The following is a 22,149-nucleotide window of genomic DNA, read 5'->3' on the forward strand; positions in this document are numbered from 1 at the left end:
GAGGACATAGGTTCACCCAAGCATAATCTTATAGACAACATACATTAATAGAGTGAACCTAGTACTTTAGAGGGGGAGATGTTATTGGGTAAGAGCAATATTCATGGCTGTCCAGCCCCGCAGAATATCACCTTGGTTCAGCGACTGCAGCCGCTTGTGGGGCGGACGGTTACGGTGTTTCAACCGGGATTTCCGAAGTTGACCAGAACGACAGGTAAGCTCTCCAACGTGACCAAGTCCTCGTTCACAGTCGGAACAACAGTAGTCGTGATTCAAACCTCTTTCTTTATTGTTTTGAACGAACGGGTTAGACGGACGCTGCCTGTTGAAGTGACGGCCACTGCAGAAGATATTGGAGAGCTGCAGGGCGTATTAATTCGCGTGGGCCGGGGCTTCATCGAGTTTGTCCAGACTCCCGGGCGGAGGGTGCCTACTCTTTTTCCGTTGAATTTGTTTACAGAAGTAACTTGCGAGAGTGAAGAGGAGTAAGGAGTTTACCAATCGAAGGGCCCGCCTGTTGTTTTTATGAAAGGATAGGCTGGCTCTTCCAACTTCTCTTCGAGACTCCGTATAGGTCATGTTAACATTCACTTATGACGTAGAGTAGAAGGTGTGGCTTCTTTCGATGAGTATTCGATCTCCACGTAACCGATTATTAGAATCGCAGCAATTCGTTCATGATCTTGGATTCCTAATCTATAGCGTTATTGCATGGTCGTAGATCCAATTCTCGATGCCTACAAATATGCCAAGCTCATTTTCCGATCCAAGCAATCGTATATTCGTACGGGGGATCAGCTTCCCGATTCGAGTATCTGCAAAAGAACTCATCATGTAGGATTTCTCTCTATGGGAAAAAGAATATCATAATCAGAAAAGATCGTAAAAAAACTGAAGAAATATGTCGAAAATTGTCTAATTCAATAAGGGATTATGCCGATATAATATTTATCACAAATGAAAGAAGGCACCTTATGAGTAGACAAAAACGTCTCAAAAATAAACGAAAATCCATGCAGCGATTACATACATCTTTGCTGGCTGGAACATTACTGGCTGGTTCTATACCGGGTCTTGTTCATGCCGCTGGGGATAATACCGCTGCGTCCTCAGCAGCAGCTTCTTCGAAATTCACCGATCTGAGCAAAACTCCAAAATCCAAGCAGGATGCAATTCAGGAAGCCGCTGGGCTGGGGTTTGTAACCGGGGATTCAACTGGGCAATTTAGGCCATCAGAGATACTAACCCGCCAAGAGCTAGCTGTATTGCTCACACGCGTGATGAAGCTTCCAGTTTCAAGCCAACAACGCTCTTCTTTCAAAGATGTGTCTGCTTCAAGCTGGAGCGCTTCCGCGATTGAGGCGGTAAGCAAGGCAGGCATTATGACGGGCAACGGAACGGGCGGGTTCAGGCCAGGAAAACCTGTATCTAGAGAAGAACTAGCAGCTATTTTCGTCCGAGCCGTGAATGGCGTTGGAGCGCAAGGGGGCAGCGAAGTTCAGGTACAGGACAGAAGTAAGGTATCCGGATGGGCGTCAGATGCTGTAGATACGGCGCTGCGTCTTCAGTTGATTGATACGCCGGATGACAAATTGAATCCGTTAGATTCCGTTAAGCGTGAAGATATAGCATCATTCCTGCTGGATATTTTCCATTCTGGAGAACAAACCTCGACGATCTCCAAGGTGGACGGTGATATCATCGAAGTTGATGGTAAGCCGTATTTAGTGGACGGAAAACTAAAGGAGCTGCTCGGTCAATCGAATGCAGACGCACTTGAGGGGGCCATTCTACGTTATAAATCAGCCAACCGAAATATTAACGATTTGTCGGAACTGGAAATTGTGAAGAGTGCTGTTGTTTTTGATGCAAAAGACACTGTGTTAGAGGGAACTCTGAAAATTTCAGCAAATGGTGTGACCGTAAAGGGCGCCTCGTTAAGCCAGTTAACTTTGGGACAAGGTGTATCTAATGTAAACGTAGATGCCAAGGTTAATACGCTCGTGGTGGACGGGGGACAAGAAATTCAACTGAAGGGCAATGCTCTAGTCGATACTTTGAAGGTGACAAATCCAGGGGCGAAATTGAATCTTGACAGTCATGTAGAGATTGCCAAGGTACAACTGCCTACGGACTTGAAGTGGTCGCAGGTATTCGCAAATTGGCAGCAGCTGGATGGACAAATTCAGCGAGTGCAAGGAGGCATTGACGACCGACCGAAACCAAGTTCAACTTCAAATTCGACTTCGTCTTCAGCTTCATCTTCATATCCGTCTTCGCCTTCGTCTCCAAGTCCGGTAACGCCACCTGTGCAAAAGAATCATGCACCGACTGTGCAAAACAACATGGATTCAGTCACCGCCGAAGTTACGGATGGCATCCAGACAGTGAGCCTGAAGAACGTATTTGCAGATGCAGATAATGATACGCTGAATTTTAAGGCTAATTCTTCGAATGAAGGTATTGCGACGGTAAGCGTTGATGGGGAGAATTTGAAAATTACACCTGTAAATGCGGGAACAACGACCATCACCGTGACAGCAGATGACGGCAACGGTGGCACAATGGATACAGATTTCACCGCAACGTTTACTGCTCCCCAGCTGCCACCCCAGCAGCCTATTAACCATAGTCCAAGCGTAGCCAATCCGATCAATGACGTGTCGGCAGATGTGACGGATGGGCCTCAGCATATAAACCTGAGTAATGTCTTCAGTGATGAAGACAACGATTCGCTGACATACACAGCGATATCTAGCGATGTAGCCACAGCAGAGGTATCTATTACGGACAGCCAGTTGACCGTGACGCCGCTGAAAGCTGGCCAGGTGACCATCACCGTGACAGCAGATGACGGCAATGGCGGCACCATGGCTACGGATTTCACCGTGACATTTACGGCTTCCCAGCAGCCAATTAACCATAGTCCAAGCGTAGCCAATCCGATCAATGACGTGTCGGCAGATGTGACGGATGGGCCTCAGCATATAAACCTGAGTAATGTCTTCAGTGATGAAGACAATGACTCGCTGACATACACAGCGGTATCTAGCGATGTAGCCACAGCAGAGGTATCTATTACGGACAGCCAGTTGACCGTGACGCCGCTGAAAGCTGGCCAGGTGACCATCACCGTGACAGCAGATGACGGCAATGGCGGTACCGTGGATACGGATTTCACCGTGACATTTACTGCAGCGGATCCAACGCTACCGCCATCGGTCGGACAACCATCTCCGTTCATCTCGGAAATGGTTTGGGGTTCTAATTATTCAATGGCCGTCGAGCTCTACAACCCAACGGATGAACCGATCTATAACGTGATTGTACGTATTGAGGATTATGATATTTATGTCAATGATCCAATTCCTGCACATGGCACACTTGTCCTTTATGAAATATCGGGTCAGATGACGGATACGGATTCGTATTCTCCAACGAGCTTTGACAGCTTCATTGACTCCACAAGCCCGGTGGCGCTTTCTCTTTATATCAACAATGATATTGATCATGTGGTAGATCAAGCTACTTACACACCTGGCCAGACTTTACGCCGAAATGTGAGTACCATAAAAGGTTCGGAGGCATTTGATAGTTCCCAATGGGGCCAGCCGCTTCCGGGCGACACGTTCGATGGACTGGGCAGCTTTGATTAAAATAGTGGATTAAACAGACATACAAAAAGTACAAACCTTATTATGAAGTGCGCCTTTTAGAGTAGACATTGGAAAACCTCTGGTGATTCCTATGATCTCTAAGGGGCGTATTTTTATGGTATTGCTAGGACAAATGTTTATCAGTTGGAGAGCGGGGCTTTCAAAATTGATATATTTACATAATTTGGTTCGTGTGCTATGTTAACCGTGAAAGCGCATCCATGAATTGATAGATCAACCAGTTATTTATCAAATTTAACATGGAAAGGAAGATGGGAATGAAAGGTTGGCTTAAAAAGGCAGGCTCAAGTATGCTGGCAATTACGCTGGTAGTTCCTTTGCTGCTTGGATTCATGACAGCACCTGTTCATGCAGGCAGCGCACTTTTCACGATGGAAAGCGAAGATGCTCAGCTCACCCCCGATCTTCATGTCGCGACTGAAATTTATGGGCAGCCCAAGCCCGGATACTCCGGGAAAGGATTTGTCTGGATGCAGAATTCAGGCACATTAACCTTCACAGTGACGGTCCCAGAAACCGGTATGTATGCAATTTCTACTAGGTATATGCAGGAATTGAGTTCTGACGGCAGACTACAATACTTAACTGTTAACGGCGTTACCAAAGGTTCTTATATGCTGCCCTACACGACCACGTGGTCGAATTTCGATTTCGGATTTCATAAGCTGAATCAAGGAAGTAACACCATCCAAGTGAAGGCAGGTTGGGGATTCGCTTATTTTGACACTTTCACTGTGGATTATGCTAATCTCGATCCTTTGGATGTGCAGCCTGTTCTCTCCGATTCTCATGCTACGCCCGAAACGCAAGCATTGATGAATTATTTAACAGAGGTTTACGGCGACCATATTATTTCCGGCCAGCAGGAGATTTATGGAGGCGGGAATAACGGCAATTCTGAGTTGGAATTCGATTGGATCTACAATTTAACTGGAAAATATCCGGCAATCCGTGGTTTCGATTTTATGAACTATAATCCGTTGTACGGTTGGGAGGACGGCACAACCGATCGGGTCATTGATTGGGTGAATAACCGCGGCGGGATTGCGACAGCTTCATGGCATATCAATGTGCCCCGAAATTTCAATGCCTATCAGCTCGGACAATTTGTGGATTGGAAGGATGCCACCTATAAGCCAACGGAAACCAATTTTAATACAGCTAATGCGGTAATTCCCGGAACTAAGGAATATCAATACGTGATGTTGACCATTGAGGATTTGGCGGAACAGCTGCAAATTCTGCAAGACAACAATGTTCCGGTGATTTTCCGTCCTTATCATGAGGCAGAGGGTAACGGTGGATTGAAAGGGGAAGGTGCGTGGTTCTGGTGGGCTTCGGCAGGCGCAGATGTCTACAAACAGCTGTGGGATTTGCTCTATACCGAACTTACGGAAACATACGGCTTGCACAACCTGATCTGGACCTATAACAGCTATGTGTACAGCACTTCTCCTGCATGGTATCCTGGTGACCATCAGGTGGATATTGTCGGCTATGATAAATACAATACGATCTACAACCGCCATGACGGCTTGTCCGGCGTACCGAACGAGGATGCCATAACTTCGACTTTCTATCAGCTTGTGAATTTAACAGGCGGTAAGAAAATGGTGGCTATGACGGAGAACGATACGGTCCCAAGTGTTAAGAATCTGACAGAGGAAAAGGCAGGATGGCTCTATTTCTGCCCTTGGTATGGCGAGCATCTCATGAGTTCTGCCTTTAATTATCCAGCAACTCTAAAGACGCTTTATCAAAGCGATTATGTAATTACACTGGATGAGCTGCCGAATTTAAAGGCTGTTAAATGATGTATAGCTTAATGAACAGGTTACTGGAGATTAGAACAGTCAGTTTGAAATGGTTGATTTATCCGTAGGGAGGTAAGAAAATAAGGGTTGGATCAAGGATTATATTCCTTGATCCGACCCTTGTTTGTTTTGGTAGTTGCGCATTTTTCATAAAACAGCAGACCATATAGCCACTTAAAGCGAAGACATGGAAATGAAAGGAACCTTTCTAAACCTATAAACAAAGTGATTAAATGATGTACAATATTATAAATAATTTATGTAAAATGGCGAGTACTCTCTCCTAAAATAAAGTTCTTAAGTCCATGAGGTGCACAATGAAACGAATTTTACTGGTTGAAGATGATGATAATTTGGTGTTTGGCATCGAATATACCCTAACAAGTGAAGGATATAACGTTGTTCTAGCCGATAGCATAGCAGAAGCAAGAAAGGTAATTAAGACCGAGGCTGTTGATCTAATTTTGCTGGATGTGAATCTACCTGACGGGTCAGGATATGACCTGTGTAGGGAGATCCGGTCAGTGTCTCACATTCCCATCATCATCCTAACTGCTTTGGATGAGGAGGCAAATATTGTTGCCGGTCTCGACTTGGGGGCAGATGATTACATGACCAAGCCCATTCGGACTAAAGAGCTTCTCTCTAGAATGAAAGCCGTATTGAGACGTAATCATAATAATCCTAAGCATGAAGTGAATAGATGGATTTCTGACGCTATTGAAGTTCGAATTCTCGAAGGGACTGTTCTCAAAAACAATGAAGAAGTTTTGTTGACAGGCCTTGAATATCGATTGTTATTGATGCTAATGACTCATTCAAAACAAATTTGCAGCAGAAGTGCCATTCTTAACAGTCTGTGGGATCTGTCCGGAGAATTCATTGATGATAACACCCTCTCCGTTCATGTTAGAAGGTTAAGAGAGAAGATTGAAGATGTTCCTGCTGCACCGAAATATATCACTACGGTTCGAGGGGTTGGATACAAATGGAATACAGATGTTGTAGGGCGATAAGTCATGATTGAAGTCGTCCGTAATCCTGAGTGGAAGTCTCTCGCCGTTAAAATCATTGGATTGCAAGTTGTGTTATCGGTAATTATGTTGTTTTATATGAGTCATCAGGTCAGCCATCTTAATAAGGGGATGGTTGATCAGAATGCTGCATTCATTGGGTTGGTTTTGAAACATGATCCGCAAATCGAAAATGAAATTATTCACTTCGTTACCCAAGGGGCTCAAGAAAATGATATCGTGGAGGGACGTACTAAATGAACAAGATGCCGGATTTAACTACCATGATCGAGTAGAGGAGCTAGCCCAAGCCAAAAACGACACCATGACTCTCAGTATCCTGCTTTACGGTTTTATCGGCGTTATTGTGTTAATTGCATTTTTGAACATCGTAAATACAGTAAGCACGAATCTTATACTTCGAACGAAAGAGTTTACAGTTCTTAAGGCCATCGGTATGACTCAGTCTGAAGTGAGGAAAATGATCCTTTTAGAAGGGATTTTCCATGGTTTGTTTACTGCTGTCATCGGAATTATTATCGGGACGGCGCTGGATTACGGGATACATGATCTTTTCTCAGGTGCTTGGGACACAGCTTGGGTGATCCCGTGGTACAGTATAGCCATAGCTTTCGCAGGTGCGATCATTACGACGCTTGTCGCCACGTTTTGGCCAATGTACAGGTTGAATAAACTTAGCATCGTTGATGCGCTGCGGAGAGAGAATTAAGATATTATGAAAGGTTAGGAGTGTGATTACACTGAGTATTGAAAAAGAGAAGATATACCCTAACTGCCCAATTATAAACAGAATAGTAGAGGTTGGGGGCTTTAAGAAGTCGGAACTTGTCGAGAAATTGCAAGAACACTCTATTCAGTTAAATGAGTATGGTGAGAGACTATTAAATGATGGGAAATTTACGACTTCCGAAACAAGGTATAGCCTGCAGACCGTTGAACTAGCCGTTAGAGACCTTGGTTTTTCGGATGGAGCTGTCACGGCTCAAATCTTTAAGAAGGCGAATGAAGTTGGTTTGAAATTATGCCCGCTCGAACTGGGACCCTACCTACGATTGCAGTATCTGGACCAGCCTGAAGGCCATTTGGGGAATCCAATTAAGCAACACCAGGCTCCAGCGGGTTCCATTACCATAGCATCGGAAATGTTGTCCGAAGATCATGATTTTCCGAAAGGCTTCTACCTTAGACGAATGAACGGCGTCTTGTGGCTGCGTGGATATATTGCTGATGATTTGCATATTTGGAGTCCTGATGACCATTTTATCTTTTGCCAGAAGTGACTATACGATGAAACCTTTTTTCTAAATCACACGCAGAAATATTCCAATGAACGACTAAAGCCTTAAATTGGGTTTTTAATCAATTTGGATCTTAACATGAAAGCAAGCCTTTCGTCCTTTAATCGGATGGAAGGCTTTTTAATGATCTACTGTACTAACTTATCCAATTCTGGCTGTAATTTGGTCCGCAGTGCATACATCATGATAGCACCAACGAGGAACGCGGCCGCATCTGCAATGACGAGCGACCAGACTACCCCGTGAAAGCCGTTCATTCGATTGGCGATATACAGCACAGGAATCAGAGTCACTCCTTGAATGATTGACATCATAAATGCTGCGGTTCCTTGCGCTGTTGCTTGGAAGATTCCCGTAAAGAGCGTGGTCATGCCTGAAATGAACAAGGATAAGAACGTCACATGCAGGATGTAGCTGCCCATTTCAATTAATTGTGGATCATTCGTAAATAAACCAATCAAGTGGTCCGAAATCAGGTAGACAACGACGCCGAACACGACGGCTAATGCCACAATCGTTTTGATTGTAAAACCAATGGTATGCTTCATGCGTAATTTGTTTGCTGTAAAAGAGAAGGCAATGAGCGGCACGATTCCCTCGCATAAGCCCATCAGAATAAACTCAGGAAATTGCAATAAACGTGATGAAATTCCGTACCCCGCTACGGCCTGATCCCCATATTCAACAAGGTAATGATTGAAGATAAGTGACATTGCACCCAAAAAGACACTCATAATAAAGACGGGAACTCCAATTTTGAATACATTACTCAGAATGTCCTTGGTAATCTTGAAGCATCTCATAGATACAGTTAAAAATTGGCTCTTAAATCCTATATGGAAGGCGTAGAATAGACTTGCAACCAAGTTGGAGATGACCGTTGCAGATGCAACGCCGATCACATCCCCATGGAACACGAAAATGACTAACGCATCAAGGACAATATTTACGACAACACTGAGAATCATACCGATCATCGACGTGATTGCTGCACCCTCAGAACGCACGATATTCTCCAGTGTGAAGAATAAGATGACAATTGGTGAACCGATAAGCATAACCGTGACATAGTCTTTCGTGAATTCAAAGGAATCTGGCGTTGCCCCCAGGCTATGAACGATCTGATCGATCAGCGGGAGCCCGGAGACAATTACAACAAGACCGAGAACTAAACTGCTGTAAAAGGCGAATGAAGACACTTGTTTGACATCGTCATATTTTTTCTCTCCTAGCAAACGGGAGATGAACGTACCGCTACCTATACCTATCAGGTTGCCAAACGCCATAATGATCGCAAATAACGGTAAGGTTAATGCGAGTGCGGTTAACATGGCAGTGCTATGGAGTGTACCAAGGAAATAGGCATTCAAAATGGAATAGATGACACTCATTGAAGTGCCTAACATCATCGGTATAGCAAAGTGGGCTACGGCTTTTGCGATGGGTGCTTTTTCAAAGTAATGGAGGTTTTCTGCATCCATGTGGATCACTACTTTCTTTGTTTAATTAGGATCAAACTAACGGTGTTAGATTGAACCTTACAGTGTTAGATGATATCATGAACATATGGACCTGTAAAGTATAAACTTACACTGTTAGATAAAAGGGCGGATTATGATGAGAAAACAGCAGCCTCAGATTTCGGAGGATAAAATTCTTGAAGCTTCTTGGGAGCTTCTTAGGGAGGAGGGCATTGAGAAATTCAGCATGAGACGATTGGCCGACCGGCTGGGGATTCAAGCTCCTTCTCTGTATTGGTACTTCAAGAGCAAACAGAATCTCTACCAGCGTCTGGCCAATCATGTATCAAAAATAATTCTAGAGGAGTTGCAATCCGAAGGAGACTGGAAAGAACAGCTGACGGAGCTTGCGATCACGACAAGAAATGTGCTCAGCCGCTATCCCTGTTCAACACAGCTCATGATGATGACGCTGCCCCACGAACCGGACATCATCCGGTTCACCAACCGTATGCTGCTCTGCGTGGAATCGACGCCGCTGGAGCAAGAGCAGAAAATGCAAGTGGTTACCACGCTTGTGAACTATGTCTTCTACTTCGTTCTGGACGATTATCAGCATGAGCGCAATGTCTCTGCTATGTTTAAGGACAATGTGTCGCTTCCGGAGGATGAGTTGATTCGTCTACTGGATACCATGAGTGATACAGAAGCCGGCTTGTTCCGGAGAATGTTTACGAACGGGCTGTTCGAGCTGATGGGAACCGATAGGGCGTTTGAGTTCGGCTTAAGGCTGATTTTGCTGGGGATTGAACAGATCATAAAGGAGCAGGAGAAGTAGAAGGTAAAAAAGTTCATCCGGTTATCGATGGCGTGTTCATAAGCCGCAGTCAGCGATAAATGATTGGAAGCTGTGAATTAATATAAAAACCCATCTTGAACCAGGCGAAGGTGGCGCCGCCGTTCAAGATGGGATTTAACAGCCTAGTGTTATTTAGTCAACCTTAACCATTAGAGCTTGTCGTTACGGATGCCGATGTCTTTGATCAATATTTTGCCTTCTGCCGTTTTGTCAAACACAAAGCTAATTTTGCTGATTCTCTCTGGCAGCAGATTGGCGTTAGCTTTGATAAAGTCGGCCATATCGAAAGCAAAGCTCTGAAAGACCGGTTCCATAGTTGTCTGAAAGAAACTAAACGGCCACTTTGCAAGTTTTCCTTCGAACATAGGCAGCAGGGGAGAAACATGACTTAGTGGCAAACGGCTGATGTTGCCGTTGGCATCCTCTACGGATACCGTCAAGTCAACTAAGGCGTCAGATTTATTGTTGTTTGCTATAGAAAATACAATGGAGCTTTGCTTGGATGTTTTGATTCCCGATTGAGGCAGATTTACCTTGTAGGTAGGAATGGATGGGGCGGCTGAACTATCCCATTCAAGGGAAGCCGCGCTGTATTGGTCATTCGAAAGTGCCACTTTGACCTTTTCTTCCTTCCAGATCTTAAGTGCCTCACCTTCCAGGCGTCCACCTGGCAGCGTAGTTGTCCCAGGATCGTAATCCTCTTCATAATTGCTAATCAAGGTCGTATTTCCATCCCAATAATTACTAATATACATTGTCTTGGGGAGCCATTCCTTGGCGTAGCCTAGATCCTTAAACACCATTCGATACTGATCATTCTCTCTCAAGGTGGCTTCCAAAAAGGAAGAAATCAATACTTTTGCGACTAATGACTGTTGTTCTTCAGGAAGAAGCTGAGCATTGTTAAACAACCTGTTTCCAAATCCTACAGAGTCGTGTCTGCCCCATGATTTATTGAACTGGCCATGATTCGCGCCATAGATATAAACATAGGATTTGAAGAAATCAGTGTTGTCTGTAATATGAGTTCGATAATACTGATTCGCTCCGGCAAAGGAATTTACGTCCATGTCGTGGGAACCATGCAAAGCCAAATAGTTTATGTTCTTAAGTTCAATGGGTTGCCCGCTTGGTTTGTACTGCATGTCGGTACCTGATATCGAGATGATGGAACGAATATTGAAATGGTAGTCAAACTTGATGTTAGCGTTCTCGGGATATGTAGTCATTTCATTGTAAGCTGCTGCTACAGAAACGGCTTCGCCTCCCCGGGAATGTCCAATTAGCGCAATATGCTGCATATCCACCTTGCCATGGAACGGGTTTCCTTTCGTGGAGTTCCATTTGTCCCATGTCTTCAAATGTTCTAGCATCAGCCAGCCTCTGGCCCGGTTCTCGTCTTCCAAGCCTCCAAAAAACAACAGATCGTCGTAAGGCGATGAGTTCAGAAAGTTCTCATCAATTGAAGCCAAGATATATCCCCGACTCGCCAGCAACTTGCCCAGATAAGCATATCCCGGATCTGAATAATCGGTGGCGAGATGGTTACCATGTACGATCAATACGAGAGGGAAAGGGCCATCGCCTTCAGGATACCAGACTGTGCCGTTTAAGGGCATAGCTTCCGGACCAAAGCCGAACGTCTTCGTTCGCTGGGATTTCCAGTTGTCCACAAAAGCCGATCCGTCTACGGTTTCTGTCGTCAGCCGCTCTTTGCTGTCCAGATCCTTGCGGTACGTTGGATTACTTGCATAGGTTATGGATTTTACGTGAAATGCCCCAGGTTCTGCCGGATTGGCCATTGACGTCTGATAACGCTCTGCTGTTTTGACGGCCTGCAATGGATACGGAATGCGAAGTCCAGCATTTCCTTCACTCACGAGCCAATATCCGAGCACACCAATCATGATAATAACAGCTGCTCCTCCTACGCCCGCCGTTAGTTTTACCCCTTTGGCGGCATCACGATAAGCACCTTTAATGAAACGATAGAGTAGAGATCCCAGCAGGGAAAATAGTATTGTAATTGCTAAAAAGACAAGCAATGAAAGGGGAAATGGACTTAAAAAACTGAGCAGAATAATAAAAAACGAGGCAAGCACGAGCCATACATAACGGGAAGGCAGTTTTTTCGCCCAATGCAATAAACCTGTAATGATCCCTGTGATGGTTAGAATTCCTAACAGAGTTAACAAGGTACCGATGAAGTAGTCTTTAATCCCTCGTGACGCAAGATAATAATATCCTTGAACGAAAAGTATGAATAATGTAATAAGAGACAACCCGAGTAGGGCACCTTTCCAACCCGTACTAAGAGGGGAAACGTGAGGAAATGCAATCTTGGGTAATCGCTTTTTTTTGATTTCTTCTTGGGTTTGAGATGTGATTCTTTCCATAGAATGTTCCGCCTTTCAAATTTTGTTCAGTTCGCTACCATTTAAAACTTGATTAAAACCTGCTTATAATACACATTTTTTTGTAAAGATGGCATACATCAAGCAGCCAAGGCTATTATCTTTATTTATTATATAGATAACGCTTAGGTGTTCCTCCGGGCTGTAGACGGTTTTTTAAACTGGTCTTAGGTCTGAATTATACAGCGTTGGAGCCCGAGTGGATCGTGAATGAGCGAGGGTATCGAAGTATAAGGTTGTCCTGAACAAGGCAGTGGCACTCCGGAATGAAGTTAGGTATCCTATGCTTAAGGAATATCGGCCAAGCATCCAAACAAAGGAAGTGTAAAGCGATGAATTTAGAAATGGTTATGCAAGAACTTGAGGCTCTCGGCAAGGAAAGACTTAAGAAAATGTACCTATCCAATGGGGCGCGGGAGCCTCTCTTTGGGGTGGCTACAGGAGAAATGAAGCCGATATTCAAGAAGACTAAGCTCAATCAAACTTTGGCAGAGCAGCTTTATGCCACGGGGAATTACGACGCCATGTACTTTGCAGGAATCATAGCCGAACCGAACGTAATGACAGAGTCGGATTATGACCGTTGGATGGACTCCGCATATTTCTATATGCTGTCCGATTACGTGGTGGCGGTCACTTTGTCAGAAGCGGACATTGCGCAAGATGTTGCAGATAGGTGGATTGCAAGTGGCGAAGATTTGAGAATGTCAGCCGGCTGGAGCTGCTATTGCTGGCTGCTCGGCAGCCGTCCAGATCCCGAATTTTCGGAAAGCAAACTTAGCAAGATGCTTGAACTAGTGGAACATACGATTCACCATGCTCCTGAGCGAACGAAATATTCAATGAATAACTTTATATACACAGTGGCAACTTCCTATATACCACTTCATGATAAGGCTGTCGCAATCGCAAAGGCAGTATACCCGGTAGAAGTCAAAAGTGATAAGGGAAAAAGCAAGTTCCTAAGCGCTGCCGATAATATTCAAAAGGCTGTAGAGAAAGGGAGGCTCGGCTTTAAGCGCAAGCATGTAAGGTGTTAGTGTTAGCTAACCTAACCAAGGCTCTAAACACCAAAGCGCCGATCGAGCCCGATCAGCGCTTACGGATAAACAGAGTGAGAGATGCCTTTAGTGGCGGCTCATTTACGAAGAATAGAGGTACCCATTTATTTAGGGGACTTAACCGAACCTAAGTCTCAACACGTCCCCTTACTCAAGGGTATTTATTTTATGGACGAGCTGCGTCCGTCTGGAAATACCGAGTTTTTGGAAGATCGCGTTTAAATGTTTTTTTACGGTTATTTCTGAAATGTATAGCTGTTTGGCTATATCTTTATTCGATAACCCTATCATAACTAGGTGAGCGACTTCCTGCTCCCGATTTGTTAAGTGACTTTTCCATGATATAGTTTCTGTGAGAAGGGTCTTAGAAAAGGGCGATTGATTGGATGACCCGTCCGGAGTTATTCGGCTTTTAATTAATATCTGTTCAATAAAGGACCTTAGCTTCTCACCTCGTGTATCTAATACAAACGTTGGTGTTGTCGTTACACTATCATAATTGGTATGGCTCGCGCCTTGTGCTACTTCAAATCCAAAACCCGTGTATGCATGATGAGTAATTGGGCTGGGAAAAGGTGAGGCGAGAAGCAGACCTCCTCTGCACATATACGCATAGAAAAGATAAATTCCCTCGATTCGAATTTCTGGATTAAGGAGATCGATGAAATCAGCCGTCCGGATAAACCAACCGCAAGGAGAATCTTCGTGAACGGCTAAAGCTTTTCTTTCATCAAGACTACATGACAGGATAAAAGGACTGGTAACAGGATCTCGTTCAAGCCAAGGAAGTGTTCCCTTGTGAATGGGGATAATTACAGATAAAGCGGCAACCTCTCCTTGATCATTACGAAGAAGCAGAAGTGAACGAGGATCTAAATGGAATACTTCATAAATATCAAGATGGTGAATATTGAAGCGAATTTCCTCCGAAGAATACTCAATACAAAATTCTTTGCCGGTAACAGGATCGATTTCAACGCGAGAACGTGTTTGACTTGTGGCTCTCCGCCACTCTACGTACGACTTCGCCTCTGGCAAGGTTGATTCCGTGACCACCTCCCAATAATATCCGTTCTTACGTTCTCCTGTTAGTGCACGTATAACATCTACATCCATATAACGAAAGAACTCACCAACCTCCCAATCCATACTTATCCTATCAGAGGAGGTTAATATCCGTTCTGCATAATAGAGGGCACATCGATCGGTTAATTTTCTACAACTCACAGGGGATCTAAATCTAAAACGTTGATGAGTGAAAACGCGCATTAATTCATGAAGCTGCCAACCCCGTTCTGTTCTACGTACAAAGGATAAATGGATTAGCTGATCAAACTGATTCGTCGGTATCTCTTCATTTAAAATAAAGGATAGTGCGTCTTGATCAAACACATGGAATAGTGAGGCGGCGTCCAAATAACGTCTAAGGACTGAATCGGGGACCTCACGCAGCCAAGTTTCTGCAACATCTTCAAACCAATGTTTATGTTCACTTATTAATTCATCTGAGTCACACCTCGATGCAGTATACAAAGAAAGGGACAGGGGATGTCCGTGTGTGCGTTCCCAGATTCGTTGAGTCTCGTTCTCGTCATAAATATCACACTTTTGAAGGTATTGAGAAGTCTCACTTTGATTCAAATAATTTAAGGGGATCTGAAGAATACGTTCTCTCCAGGCTGGAGAAGAGATCCAAGGACCTTTTAACGGATAACGCCCTGCAAAAACAATGAATACCTCTTCCATAATTAAAGGAAGCAGGTCGCGCAGCCAAGGTTCTACTTCTGGCATTTCTTCAAATGTATCAAAAGCAATCACGAGGGTTGTACTCGCAGATATTTGAAGAAGCAGCTCAATGAGATCCGAGAGGGAACTGGACTTCTGCTGACATGCCTTCGCATATGGGGGATGTGTTAGCTCTAATTGTCTATAAATTGCTTTAACTAAACCTTCGGCCGTATGAATAAAATCACTGCTATCCAACTGCAAAAACAAATACCCCAGGTCTTCAACGGCTGTCTTACAGATGTGAAGAAATGTAGTTTTCCCAATTCCTCCGGTCCCATAGATGTGAAATATGGATGGCCGCTCATGATCACGATCCTTAATGAACTGCGAAAACTGTAAAAGTTCCTTTTGACGACCCACAAAATAGTACGTTTCGCGTTCCTTAATCCTGCTTGTTATACCCTCCAACACAATCACCATCCAGAAATACAACTTTATTCCATTATAGCAAACAACGGTTAATTCCAGTCGGTAAAAAATAAATGAAAGCCGTATCCAAGTATCCGTATATTATCCTTTCGTATAATATCGCCACTTCCAAAAATGTGATAATTTTCATAAGGGTTAATTAATCGGGTCCGTTTGGACCTCATCTTATGGAGGTTATATGAAGAAGATTCAACAATTATTAAAATCCGCTTACTCCAATTTAGAGCCAAGGGAAGCTTTGCAGCGGCCCGTAGATATTTTACTTGGCGTAAGCTCTCAAGCACGAGAAGCCTTAGTGAAGCTGGAGATTCATAGTGTATTCGATTTGGCTTTGTCCGTTATTTTTCAAAATGCTTCCAAACTTCTCTCCAGCAAAGAAAACCCGGTAGACTCTCTTGTCCGGTACGGATCGGTACCCTCAGACTTCATTGACTCTTCCGCAGAGAATTCGGATGTTGCAACCCTGGCGGGTATGGACATTCAGGTATTAGCGGGGATTGGACCCATAACAGGTCCAGAGATAAAAAATGCTCTGCAAGTGCAAACGGTACGTGATCTGGCACTATGGCCGGCTTATGAAGCAGCAAAGCTAATTTTTCAAGAGGCTTTTAATCCGGAAAATACGCCAGACTATGATTCGGAAGCTCCGGCGGAACTGTTACCTAAAGCGGGAGTTTATCCGACAGAACGGGTATTTTATGAAACGATTCTTCTGGATCAAATCCTGGACGACCCTTCCGGAATGCAGCCTTTGGAAGGTGCAGGACCTGTAGATGTGACCGCAAGCGCAGGCGAAGATTTTGGATTTAAGAAACCTGCAGTTGGAGCTATTCTAAAACACTCACAAACTTGGTATACACAAGGAGTAGCGCTTGGACAGCTGCTGCACAGCGTGGCATTGGCACCAGGCGAGAGTACGAAGATAGCAATGCTCGACTGGTCAAGACATACTAAAACCAACGTTGATGAGAATATCTCAGAGACAGAGCGGCTGGCCAATATTATGAATCACAACCGCTCGATTAGCGAAGTAACAAAGGCTGTTGCTAACGAAGCTCAAAGCGGCTTTAGCAACACAGCTTCTCGCAGTTCCTCTGCGGAGGTGGGTGCAGGATTAGGAGGAGCCATAGGCGGATTCTTGTTCGGAGCTGCTGGAGGCTACGGCCAGAACGATACCCAAGCTGCCAGCTTCGCTACTTCTTCCGGCCGAAGAGATATTACAGCAAACATGCTGCAAAATATTGCTGACAGCACTCAGCAGAACGCGAATGGAGCTCGCAACCGGCGTGCTTCCATCGTCAAAGAAGTATCACAGGCTGAAAGTGAAAAGGTAACCACTCGGGTGATCACGAACTACAACCATATGCATGCGTTATCGGTCCAATATTATGAAGTTGTGCAATTGTACCGTGTGGTTATGCAGCTATCGGACGTAGATAAGTGTTTGTTCATCCCTATGAAGGTTTTAAATTTTGGTGACCCCAATGTGGTACAACGCTTTAAATCTGTACTGGCCGCAGCGTCGCTTACGCCTCTTATGCAGCAGATGCTCATTAGTGAAGCAGAGCAGTTCTACGTAAAACCGATGACGGTAGACCCGCTTCCACCAAAGCCGGAGCCAATGCCGCCAACTCCCAAACCGGGCCAGCCGCCTGGTGGTGTCGTTTACATTCCGGACGGCAGGTACTGGCTGCAACATATACAAAGGCTAACTGCTGCGGTAGGTACAGAGGTATTGCAAAAGGACGGTCAGTATAAATTGCCGCCTGGCATTCAAATTCTTGGCTTCTATATGGGTTATTCATATAAAACATATACGATTGAACGTCGCAATGGATCGAGCATTTCCGGAGAGAGACCGGTATCAAGTGCGTCTATTACCTTTGCTGAGCCGGTACTTTTGGATGATATCATGTCGGTTACCTTTAACTTCGAAAATGCAGATACGAATCCCTCTTATGCAGATTTGTATCTAAAAGCCAATGTAAAAGGGAATGTGATCGAAATTCACATACCAGTGGCTTACCCAGCTCAAGGAGGTATTGTCAAAGCATTGGTTGTTAGCCCTGGCTTGAAGGGCGGCTCGGATCTTACACAGCATCTGAAAGCCAATGCCCTTTATTATAGCCAAGCAGTTTGGAGAAACCTGGATTCAGCAACACTGTCTCTTCTGTTATCTCCTTTCAAGTTTGAAGGTAAGCCTGTCATGCAGCTCATCGCCCCAAAACCGGTAGCCGTAGCAGGGAACTTCCTTGCGTTCCGGATGCATTCTGACCCCGTAGCTGATCCAGCTTGGGCGACATGGCTGCAAGAACATGGTATTGATCGTTCGGCAGTTAAGCAGGAAATTATCCCGCTCCCAAGCGGCGGCGTGTTTGCGGAAGCCGTACTCGGACGCTACAATGCAGCGGAGAAATTGGATATGACACGGTTCTGGAACTGGCAGGATTCACCGATACCCAATCAGGCACCTGAGATTGCGCCCGTACAAGTCATCACACGAGCCCTGCCGGATGATACAAAGCCCGGGCAGCTTAGCCAACCGGTGATCCAGATTACTCAACCAGCGCCTCTTCCAGATCCGGCAGGAATATCTGCTATACTTACAGCCATCCAAAATGGCAATATGTTCCGTGACATGAGTGGTCTAGCGGCCACTATCGGCTTAGCCCAAGCCGGACTAACCGCCGCAAGTGCTGGTGCTAGCCATGCGGCTGGCCAAGCGGGAACAAACATGAACACAGCAGCGCAATATCAAATTGAAATGCTTAAGAGCTTGTTGCCGTTAATAACAAGCGCAATGGGAGCTACTACAGGTGCTGGTGGCGGGAAGACAAATATTTCAGAAGACGGTGCCAAGTATAACGAAGGCAAAAAGATCGATGAGAAAAACGGGAAAGCGCCGAATGCAGGTGAGGATGGAACTGGGGGATCAGGGCAGAATGGTGCAGATCCTGGATCTAACGGTGGAGGCAAGGGACAGGGGACAGGTGTGATTCCCGCCGTATACGGTTCCGGCTCCCACGCTATTGATGCATTCAATCAGTCATTAGGTAATAGTGGTGCCTTATATTCTCTTCTTGGCTCACTCCTCCAGAATATTATAGCTGCAATGCCACCGGCGGCCACCAAATCCGTCTTGACATTAGGGCAAAAAGTTCCAAATAAGAACGAGGCAGATGTGGTAGGAGCTATAAGCGGAAAAATTGTACGGGGGACTCCAGAATTCGAAAATTTAGTCACAAGCACCAATGTCGATATTGTCTTTAAGGATGAAGAAGGCACAGGGGCTGACAAAGTCATGTCGAAGAGAATGAAAGAAAAACTCGATAAACTTGCCGAACTCGTCAAAAAGGAATGGCCTTCTTTAAAGCTGCGCGTAACCGAATGTTGGGATGAGAATAATGAACACAGCTCCAATAGCACACATTATGAGGGAAGAGGAGCTGATCTCACGACCAGTGACGTTGATAAGAGCAAGCTTGGGCGGCTTGGTCAACTTGCGGTTGATGCAGGCCTTGACTGGGTATTTTATGAGAACGATGCCCACATCCATGTATCCGTCAAAAAAGACGAGTCTCCTGCAGGTGGCAGTAACAATGGAGAAATCCAAGTCTAACTCAAGACAAACACAAATAGACTGGTCCTTATAAAGGGTCAGTCTATTTGTTGTTTAGCCGTGAGGCTGCCTTTATTTGATTAAGGTAGCACAAATTGACTAGGAAATATTATTGTGGAATCATGAAATAGGGTGATGAAATGGCAAAGTTAGTTAATAAAGAAGGAACGGATTGTACGGCTAGCCGTAGGGGAGGAAACCGGAAAGGGGCAGGCCGTAAACCAATCGGCGTAACTAGAAAAATCTCATTAACTTTACCGCAGGAATGTTGGGATGAAATTGACCGCTACTGTTATAGAGGGGATTATTCTATTTCCGAAGTATTACGATCCATTATCGAAGACAATCTTCATAATTCCGATCTATTATAATTTAGTAGTTGGGGGAGGTTCATGTTATGATCGAAGACATTTTAAACATTGATGGCGGACAGCTTTTCTACACAGTTTCAGGAGAAGGTGATCCTGTTGTTCTAATTCATGGAAATTTCAATGATCATCAAATCTGGAATGAGCAAGCGGACTTTTTTTCCACACATTAAATTATATCAATTTCCGGTTGAAAGGGTGCAAGAAAGCTATTGATTCATTCATAGCTAATCCTTACTGGAACTACTTCTTTCCTTCAATAAGAAAGGAAGAAGCTCGAACAAAATTGATCCATAATGTCAGTAACCCTAATAACTTCTGCAGATTCTCTCCGAGACTTTCTGTTGCAGTTAAGCCTTATGCTTTTAATCGACTGCATGAAATACATATACCAACCCTTATCATAATCTCAGATCAAGATCATTTATTTAACATAGAGACTGCGGAAGCTTTACATAAAAGTATTAAACCGTCTTCAAAAATAATCATGCAAGACTGCAGTCACCTCCCATTTGTCGAGGCATCGAATGAGTTCAATCAAGCAGTTCTTGATTTTCTGGCAAAAGGCTAAGAGATTTGCGATGAAAACGTGCCAATTGGGGCCAATATCTCTTCTGAAAGGAATTTGTTCATTTTTAAAATGCCGGGCAGCGAATGAAATTTACTCTTCTTCCCGCTCTGTTTGTAGTCGCTGTTTTTTTGGGCGGATTGTTTTTTTACATAATTGCTTTGCTATTGTATAACCAATAAGATATGCAGCAGAAGATGTGTTTCCATCAACTGTAAATGGAATGATGGATGCATCTGCAACAATCAAATCCATGACTCCGTGTACATTTCCTCTACGATCCACAACTCCTCCTTTGGATAAAGGAGCCATCCGTAAAAAAACTTGCTGATGATGATTATGATCGAAATTTTCTCTAATAAACTCTTCGAGTCTTTCATCATCATCAATCACTTCAAAAGTAGGCGAGATCAGCTGGTAAGAAGGATCAAACTGAGATAGCTCTAAAGCAATATTCTTGATATAAGTTCGATAGATCCTTTTTACAGCTTCCATATCGTCTGGATCAGAAAGAAATCCTTCGTCTGCCAATACAATGTTTAGCGGATCTTTGCTTTGTATGCGGATATTCCCTTCGCTACGGGGTCGTAAATATAAAATCGCTAAGGTTAATCGTTGATCGGCTCCAATCCCAATTAGCTGAACAGCCCGTTGATCTGGATCGTTGCCCGATGGGTCCGGAAGGAAAGCTCCTCCTGTATAAAGTGCATCAGGATCTATGGCGGGGAGAGGGCGATCCTTTGAATTGGTAGAAAATACAGCAAAGTTTAAAGTGTGATTTTTTAATCGTTGCCCTACGTTTGGATTATTGAAGACGACAGGAATACCAGTCTTTTTCAACATTTTAGCGGAGCCGATTCCAGACAGCATCAAGAGCTGAGGGCTATAGATGCCTGCCGATATAATAACCTTTTTTCGAGAATACGCACGGGTGCAGTTTCCATCATTCAAAAATTCAACTCCAATGGCACGTTTACCGGAAAAGAGAACCCGCAAAGCTGTTGTCCTAAATAGAACGGTTAGTTTACGATTATTCACCCCCAGTCCTGAAGGTGTCATAACATCCGAAGATAAAAAGGCTGTGGACGCGCTTTCCCTGTGACCATTAGGCTGTTGGTATAATTGCCAGCGTGTAAACGGGCCAAAGGGAGTATCAGGATCATTATAGTCAAGAATGGTCGGAAATCCTGAAGCCCGCTCAATCGCAGTTACTAATTTCTCTGCCATCGATGTCGGGTTTTCAGGCGCTTGCCTGATATCTATCCTTCCATGAAAACCGTGTACAGCTTTATTTGTAGTTGAACCATTGAAATTTTCCAACTGTTTAAAGCGCTGTAGGGCTTTATCCGGTGACCATAGAGGTCCAAGCAGCCGTTCCCATTTTTGGAGTACAGCTACTGTCGGTCGTACATATTGCTCTCCATTGATGGATGAACCGCCCCCTAAGAGGCGTCCTGTAGTCCACTCGAATGAGCGACCATCGAGTCCTTCTTGGGGAACACCTTCACCTTGCCAAAAGTAATTTGGGTAATAGCTTTCTTCAAGTTCCGGCGCAAAGGTGGAATCCTTAATCGGTTTATCTGTATCATGATTGCTGCCCGATTCTAAGACAAGTACAGAGATTTGTTTGTCGTTAGTGAGCGACTGCGCGATTACGATAAACTAATTTAGAGTATTATGTTGTACTGAAAAAAGTGCCTATTATTGTACCGGCCTACTTATCAAAATGGGAAGAATGCGACGATATGAATAGGCTTATT

Annotated in this window: 15 protein-coding genes and 1 pseudogene; 11 read left to right on the forward strand and 5 right to left on the reverse strand. The window is 44.4% G+C overall.

Features of this window, described 5'->3' with window-relative positions; all coding sequences use genetic code 11:
- Positions 1 to 84: 84 nt before the first annotated feature.
- Positions 85 to 489 carry a hypothetical protein gene (locus DCC85_RS11050; RefSeq protein WP_234414430.1) on the forward strand — a complete coding sequence of 135 codons (405 nt, stop codon included), beginning with the start codon at positions 85 to 87 and terminating at the stop codon, positions 487 to 489.
- Positions 490 to 696: 207 nt separating this feature from the next.
- On the opposite strand, the gene DCC85_RS22945 is transcribed toward DCC85_RS11050, so the two are convergent.
- Positions 697 to 834 carry a hypothetical protein gene (locus DCC85_RS22945; RefSeq protein WP_159081845.1) on the reverse strand — a complete coding sequence of 46 codons (138 nt, stop codon included), beginning with the start codon at positions 832 to 834 and terminating at the stop codon, positions 697 to 699.
- Between the two features lie 140 nt (positions 835 to 974).
- On the opposite strand from DCC85_RS22945, the gene DCC85_RS11055 reads away from it, so the two are divergent.
- The 6 genes and pseudogenes from DCC85_RS11055 (at position 975) to DCC85_RS11075 (ending at position 7,805) form a co-directional block, all read left to right on the forward strand.
- Complete coding sequence (locus DCC85_RS11055) at positions 975 to 3,656, forward strand: S-layer homology domain-containing protein (RefSeq protein ID WP_108465638.1); 2,682 nt, start codon at positions 975 to 977, stop codon at positions 3,654 to 3,656.
- 278 nt (positions 3,657 to 3,934) lie between these two features.
- Positions 3,935 to 5,479, forward strand: a pseudogene (locus DCC85_RS11060) (glycosyl hydrolase); the annotation flags it as partial.
- Between the two features lie 329 nt (positions 5,480 to 5,808).
- Positions 5,809 to 6,507 carry a response regulator transcription factor gene (locus tag DCC85_RS11065; RefSeq protein WP_108465639.1) on the forward strand — a complete coding sequence of 233 codons (699 nt, stop codon included), beginning with the start codon at positions 5,809 to 5,811 and terminating at the stop codon, positions 6,505 to 6,507.
- A 3-nt stretch (positions 6,508 to 6,510) separates the two neighbouring features.
- Positions 6,511 to 6,765 carry a hypothetical protein gene (locus tag DCC85_RS22950; protein WP_159081846.1) on the forward strand — a complete coding sequence of 85 codons (255 nt, stop codon included), beginning with the start codon at positions 6,511 to 6,513 and terminating at the stop codon, positions 6,763 to 6,765.
- On the forward strand, positions 6,737 to 7,234 hold the full coding sequence (locus tag DCC85_RS11070; protein ID WP_159081847.1) for an ABC transporter permease: 498 nt from the start codon (positions 6,737 to 6,739) through the stop codon (positions 7,232 to 7,234). The genes DCC85_RS22950 and DCC85_RS11070 overlap by 29 nt, the downstream gene beginning before the upstream one ends.
- 31 nt (positions 7,235 to 7,265) lie before the next feature.
- Positions 7,266 to 7,805, forward strand: coding sequence for a helicase (locus DCC85_RS11075; RefSeq protein ID WP_108467824.1), 540 nt, complete (start codon positions 7,266 to 7,268; stop codon positions 7,803 to 7,805).
- 146 nt (positions 7,806 to 7,951) lie between these two features.
- Here the strand turns inward: DCC85_RS11075 and DCC85_RS11080 are convergent, their stop codons facing one another.
- Positions 7,952 to 9,304: an MATE family efflux transporter gene (locus DCC85_RS11080; protein ID WP_108465641.1), complete on the reverse strand. Its 1,353-nt coding sequence runs from the start codon at positions 9,302 to 9,304 to the stop codon at positions 7,952 to 7,954.
- A 136-nt stretch (positions 9,305 to 9,440) separates the two neighbouring features.
- Between DCC85_RS11080 and DCC85_RS11085 the strand changes: the two genes are divergently transcribed.
- Positions 9,441 to 10,121, forward strand: a complete 681-nt coding sequence (locus DCC85_RS11085; protein ID WP_108467825.1) for a TetR/AcrR family transcriptional regulator — start codon at positions 9,441 to 9,443, stop codon at positions 10,119 to 10,121.
- 170 nt (positions 10,122 to 10,291) lie between these two features.
- On the opposite strand, the gene DCC85_RS11090 is transcribed toward DCC85_RS11085, so the two are convergent.
- Positions 10,292 to 12,538 carry an alpha/beta hydrolase family protein gene (locus tag DCC85_RS11090; protein WP_234414431.1) on the reverse strand — a complete coding sequence of 749 codons (2,247 nt, stop codon included), beginning with the start codon at positions 12,536 to 12,538 and terminating at the stop codon, positions 10,292 to 10,294.
- A gap of 350 nt (positions 12,539 to 12,888) precedes the next feature.
- On the opposite strand from DCC85_RS11090, the gene DCC85_RS11095 reads away from it, so the two are divergent.
- Positions 12,889 to 13,596: a DNA alkylation repair protein gene (locus tag DCC85_RS11095; RefSeq protein WP_108465642.1), complete on the forward strand. Its 708-nt coding sequence runs from the start codon at positions 12,889 to 12,891 to the stop codon at positions 13,594 to 13,596.
- Between the two features lie 168 nt (positions 13,597 to 13,764).
- Here the strand turns inward: DCC85_RS11095 and DCC85_RS11100 are convergent, their stop codons facing one another.
- Entirely contained in the window at positions 13,765 to 15,825 is a 2,061-nt protein-coding gene (locus DCC85_RS11100; RefSeq protein WP_108465643.1) for a LuxR family transcriptional regulator, read from the reverse strand.
- Positions 15,826 to 16,012: 187 nt separating this feature from the next.
- Between DCC85_RS11100 and DCC85_RS11105 the strand changes: the two genes are divergently transcribed.
- Both DCC85_RS11105 and DCC85_RS22955 read left to right on the forward strand, forming a co-directional pair.
- Entirely contained in the window at positions 16,013 to 19,453 is a 3,441-nt protein-coding gene (locus DCC85_RS11105) for a hypothetical protein (RefSeq protein WP_108465644.1), read from the forward strand.
- Positions 19,454 to 19,850: 397 nt separating this feature from the next.
- The gene (locus DCC85_RS22955; protein ID WP_159081849.1) at positions 19,851 to 19,994 is read left to right on the forward strand and encodes an alpha/beta fold hydrolase; all 144 of its coding nucleotides are present in this window, start codon (positions 19,851 to 19,853) and stop codon (positions 19,992 to 19,994) included.
- Between the two features lie 488 nt (positions 19,995 to 20,482).
- Here DCC85_RS22955 and DCC85_RS11120 read toward each other — a convergent pair whose 3' ends face one another.
- Entirely contained in the window at positions 20,483 to 22,048 is a 1,566-nt protein-coding gene (locus DCC85_RS11120; protein ID WP_108465647.1) for a GMC family oxidoreductase, read from the reverse strand.
- Between the last annotated feature and the right edge of the window lie 101 nt (positions 22,049 to 22,149).

This window comes from Paenibacillus sp. CAA11, assembly GCF_003060825.1.
Lineage (GTDB): Bacteria > Bacillota > Bacilli > Paenibacillales > Paenibacillaceae > Fontibacillus.

What these genes read in the sequence shown, in the direction of transcription:
- DCC85_RS11090 (WP_234414431.1), bottom strand. Translation starts at nt 12,538, where the DNA reads ATGGAAAGAATCACATCTCAAACCCAAGAAGAAATCAAAAAAAAGCGA.
- DCC85_RS11105 (WP_108465644.1), top strand. Translation starts at nt 16,013, where the DNA reads ATGAAGAAGATTCAACAATTATTAAAATCCGCTTACTCCAATTTAGAG.
- DCC85_RS22955 (WP_159081849.1), top strand. Translation starts at nt 19,851, where the DNA reads ATGATCGAAGACATTTTAAACATTGATGGCGGACAGCTTTTCTACACA.
- DCC85_RS22945 (WP_159081845.1), bottom strand. Translation starts at nt 834, where the DNA reads ATGATGAGTTCTTTTGCAGATACTCGAATCGGGAAGCTGATCCCCCGT.
- DCC85_RS11065 (WP_108465639.1), top strand. Translation starts at nt 5,809, where the DNA reads ATGAAACGAATTTTACTGGTTGAAGATGATGATAATTTGGTGTTTGGC.
- DCC85_RS11100 (WP_108465643.1), bottom strand. Translation starts at nt 15,825, where the DNA reads ATGGTGATTGTGTTGGAGGGTATAACAAGCAGGATTAAGGAACGCGAA.
- DCC85_RS11095 (WP_108465642.1), top strand. Translation starts at nt 12,889, where the DNA reads ATGAATTTAGAAATGGTTATGCAAGAACTTGAGGCTCTCGGCAAGGAA.
- DCC85_RS11085 (WP_108467825.1), top strand. Translation starts at nt 9,441, where the DNA reads ATGAGAAAACAGCAGCCTCAGATTTCGGAGGATAAAATTCTTGAAGCT.
- DCC85_RS11070 (WP_159081847.1), top strand. Translation starts at nt 6,737, where the DNA reads ATGATATCGTGGAGGGACGTACTAAATGAACAAGATGCCGGATTTAAC.
- DCC85_RS22950 (WP_159081846.1), top strand. Translation starts at nt 6,511, where the DNA reads ATGATTGAAGTCGTCCGTAATCCTGAGTGGAAGTCTCTCGCCGTTAAA.
- DCC85_RS11080 (WP_108465641.1), bottom strand. Translation starts at nt 9,304, where the DNA reads ATGGATGCAGAAAACCTCCATTACTTTGAAAAAGCACCCATCGCAAAA.
- DCC85_RS11055 (WP_108465638.1), top strand. Translation starts at nt 975, where the DNA reads ATGAGTAGACAAAAACGTCTCAAAAATAAACGAAAATCCATGCAGCGA.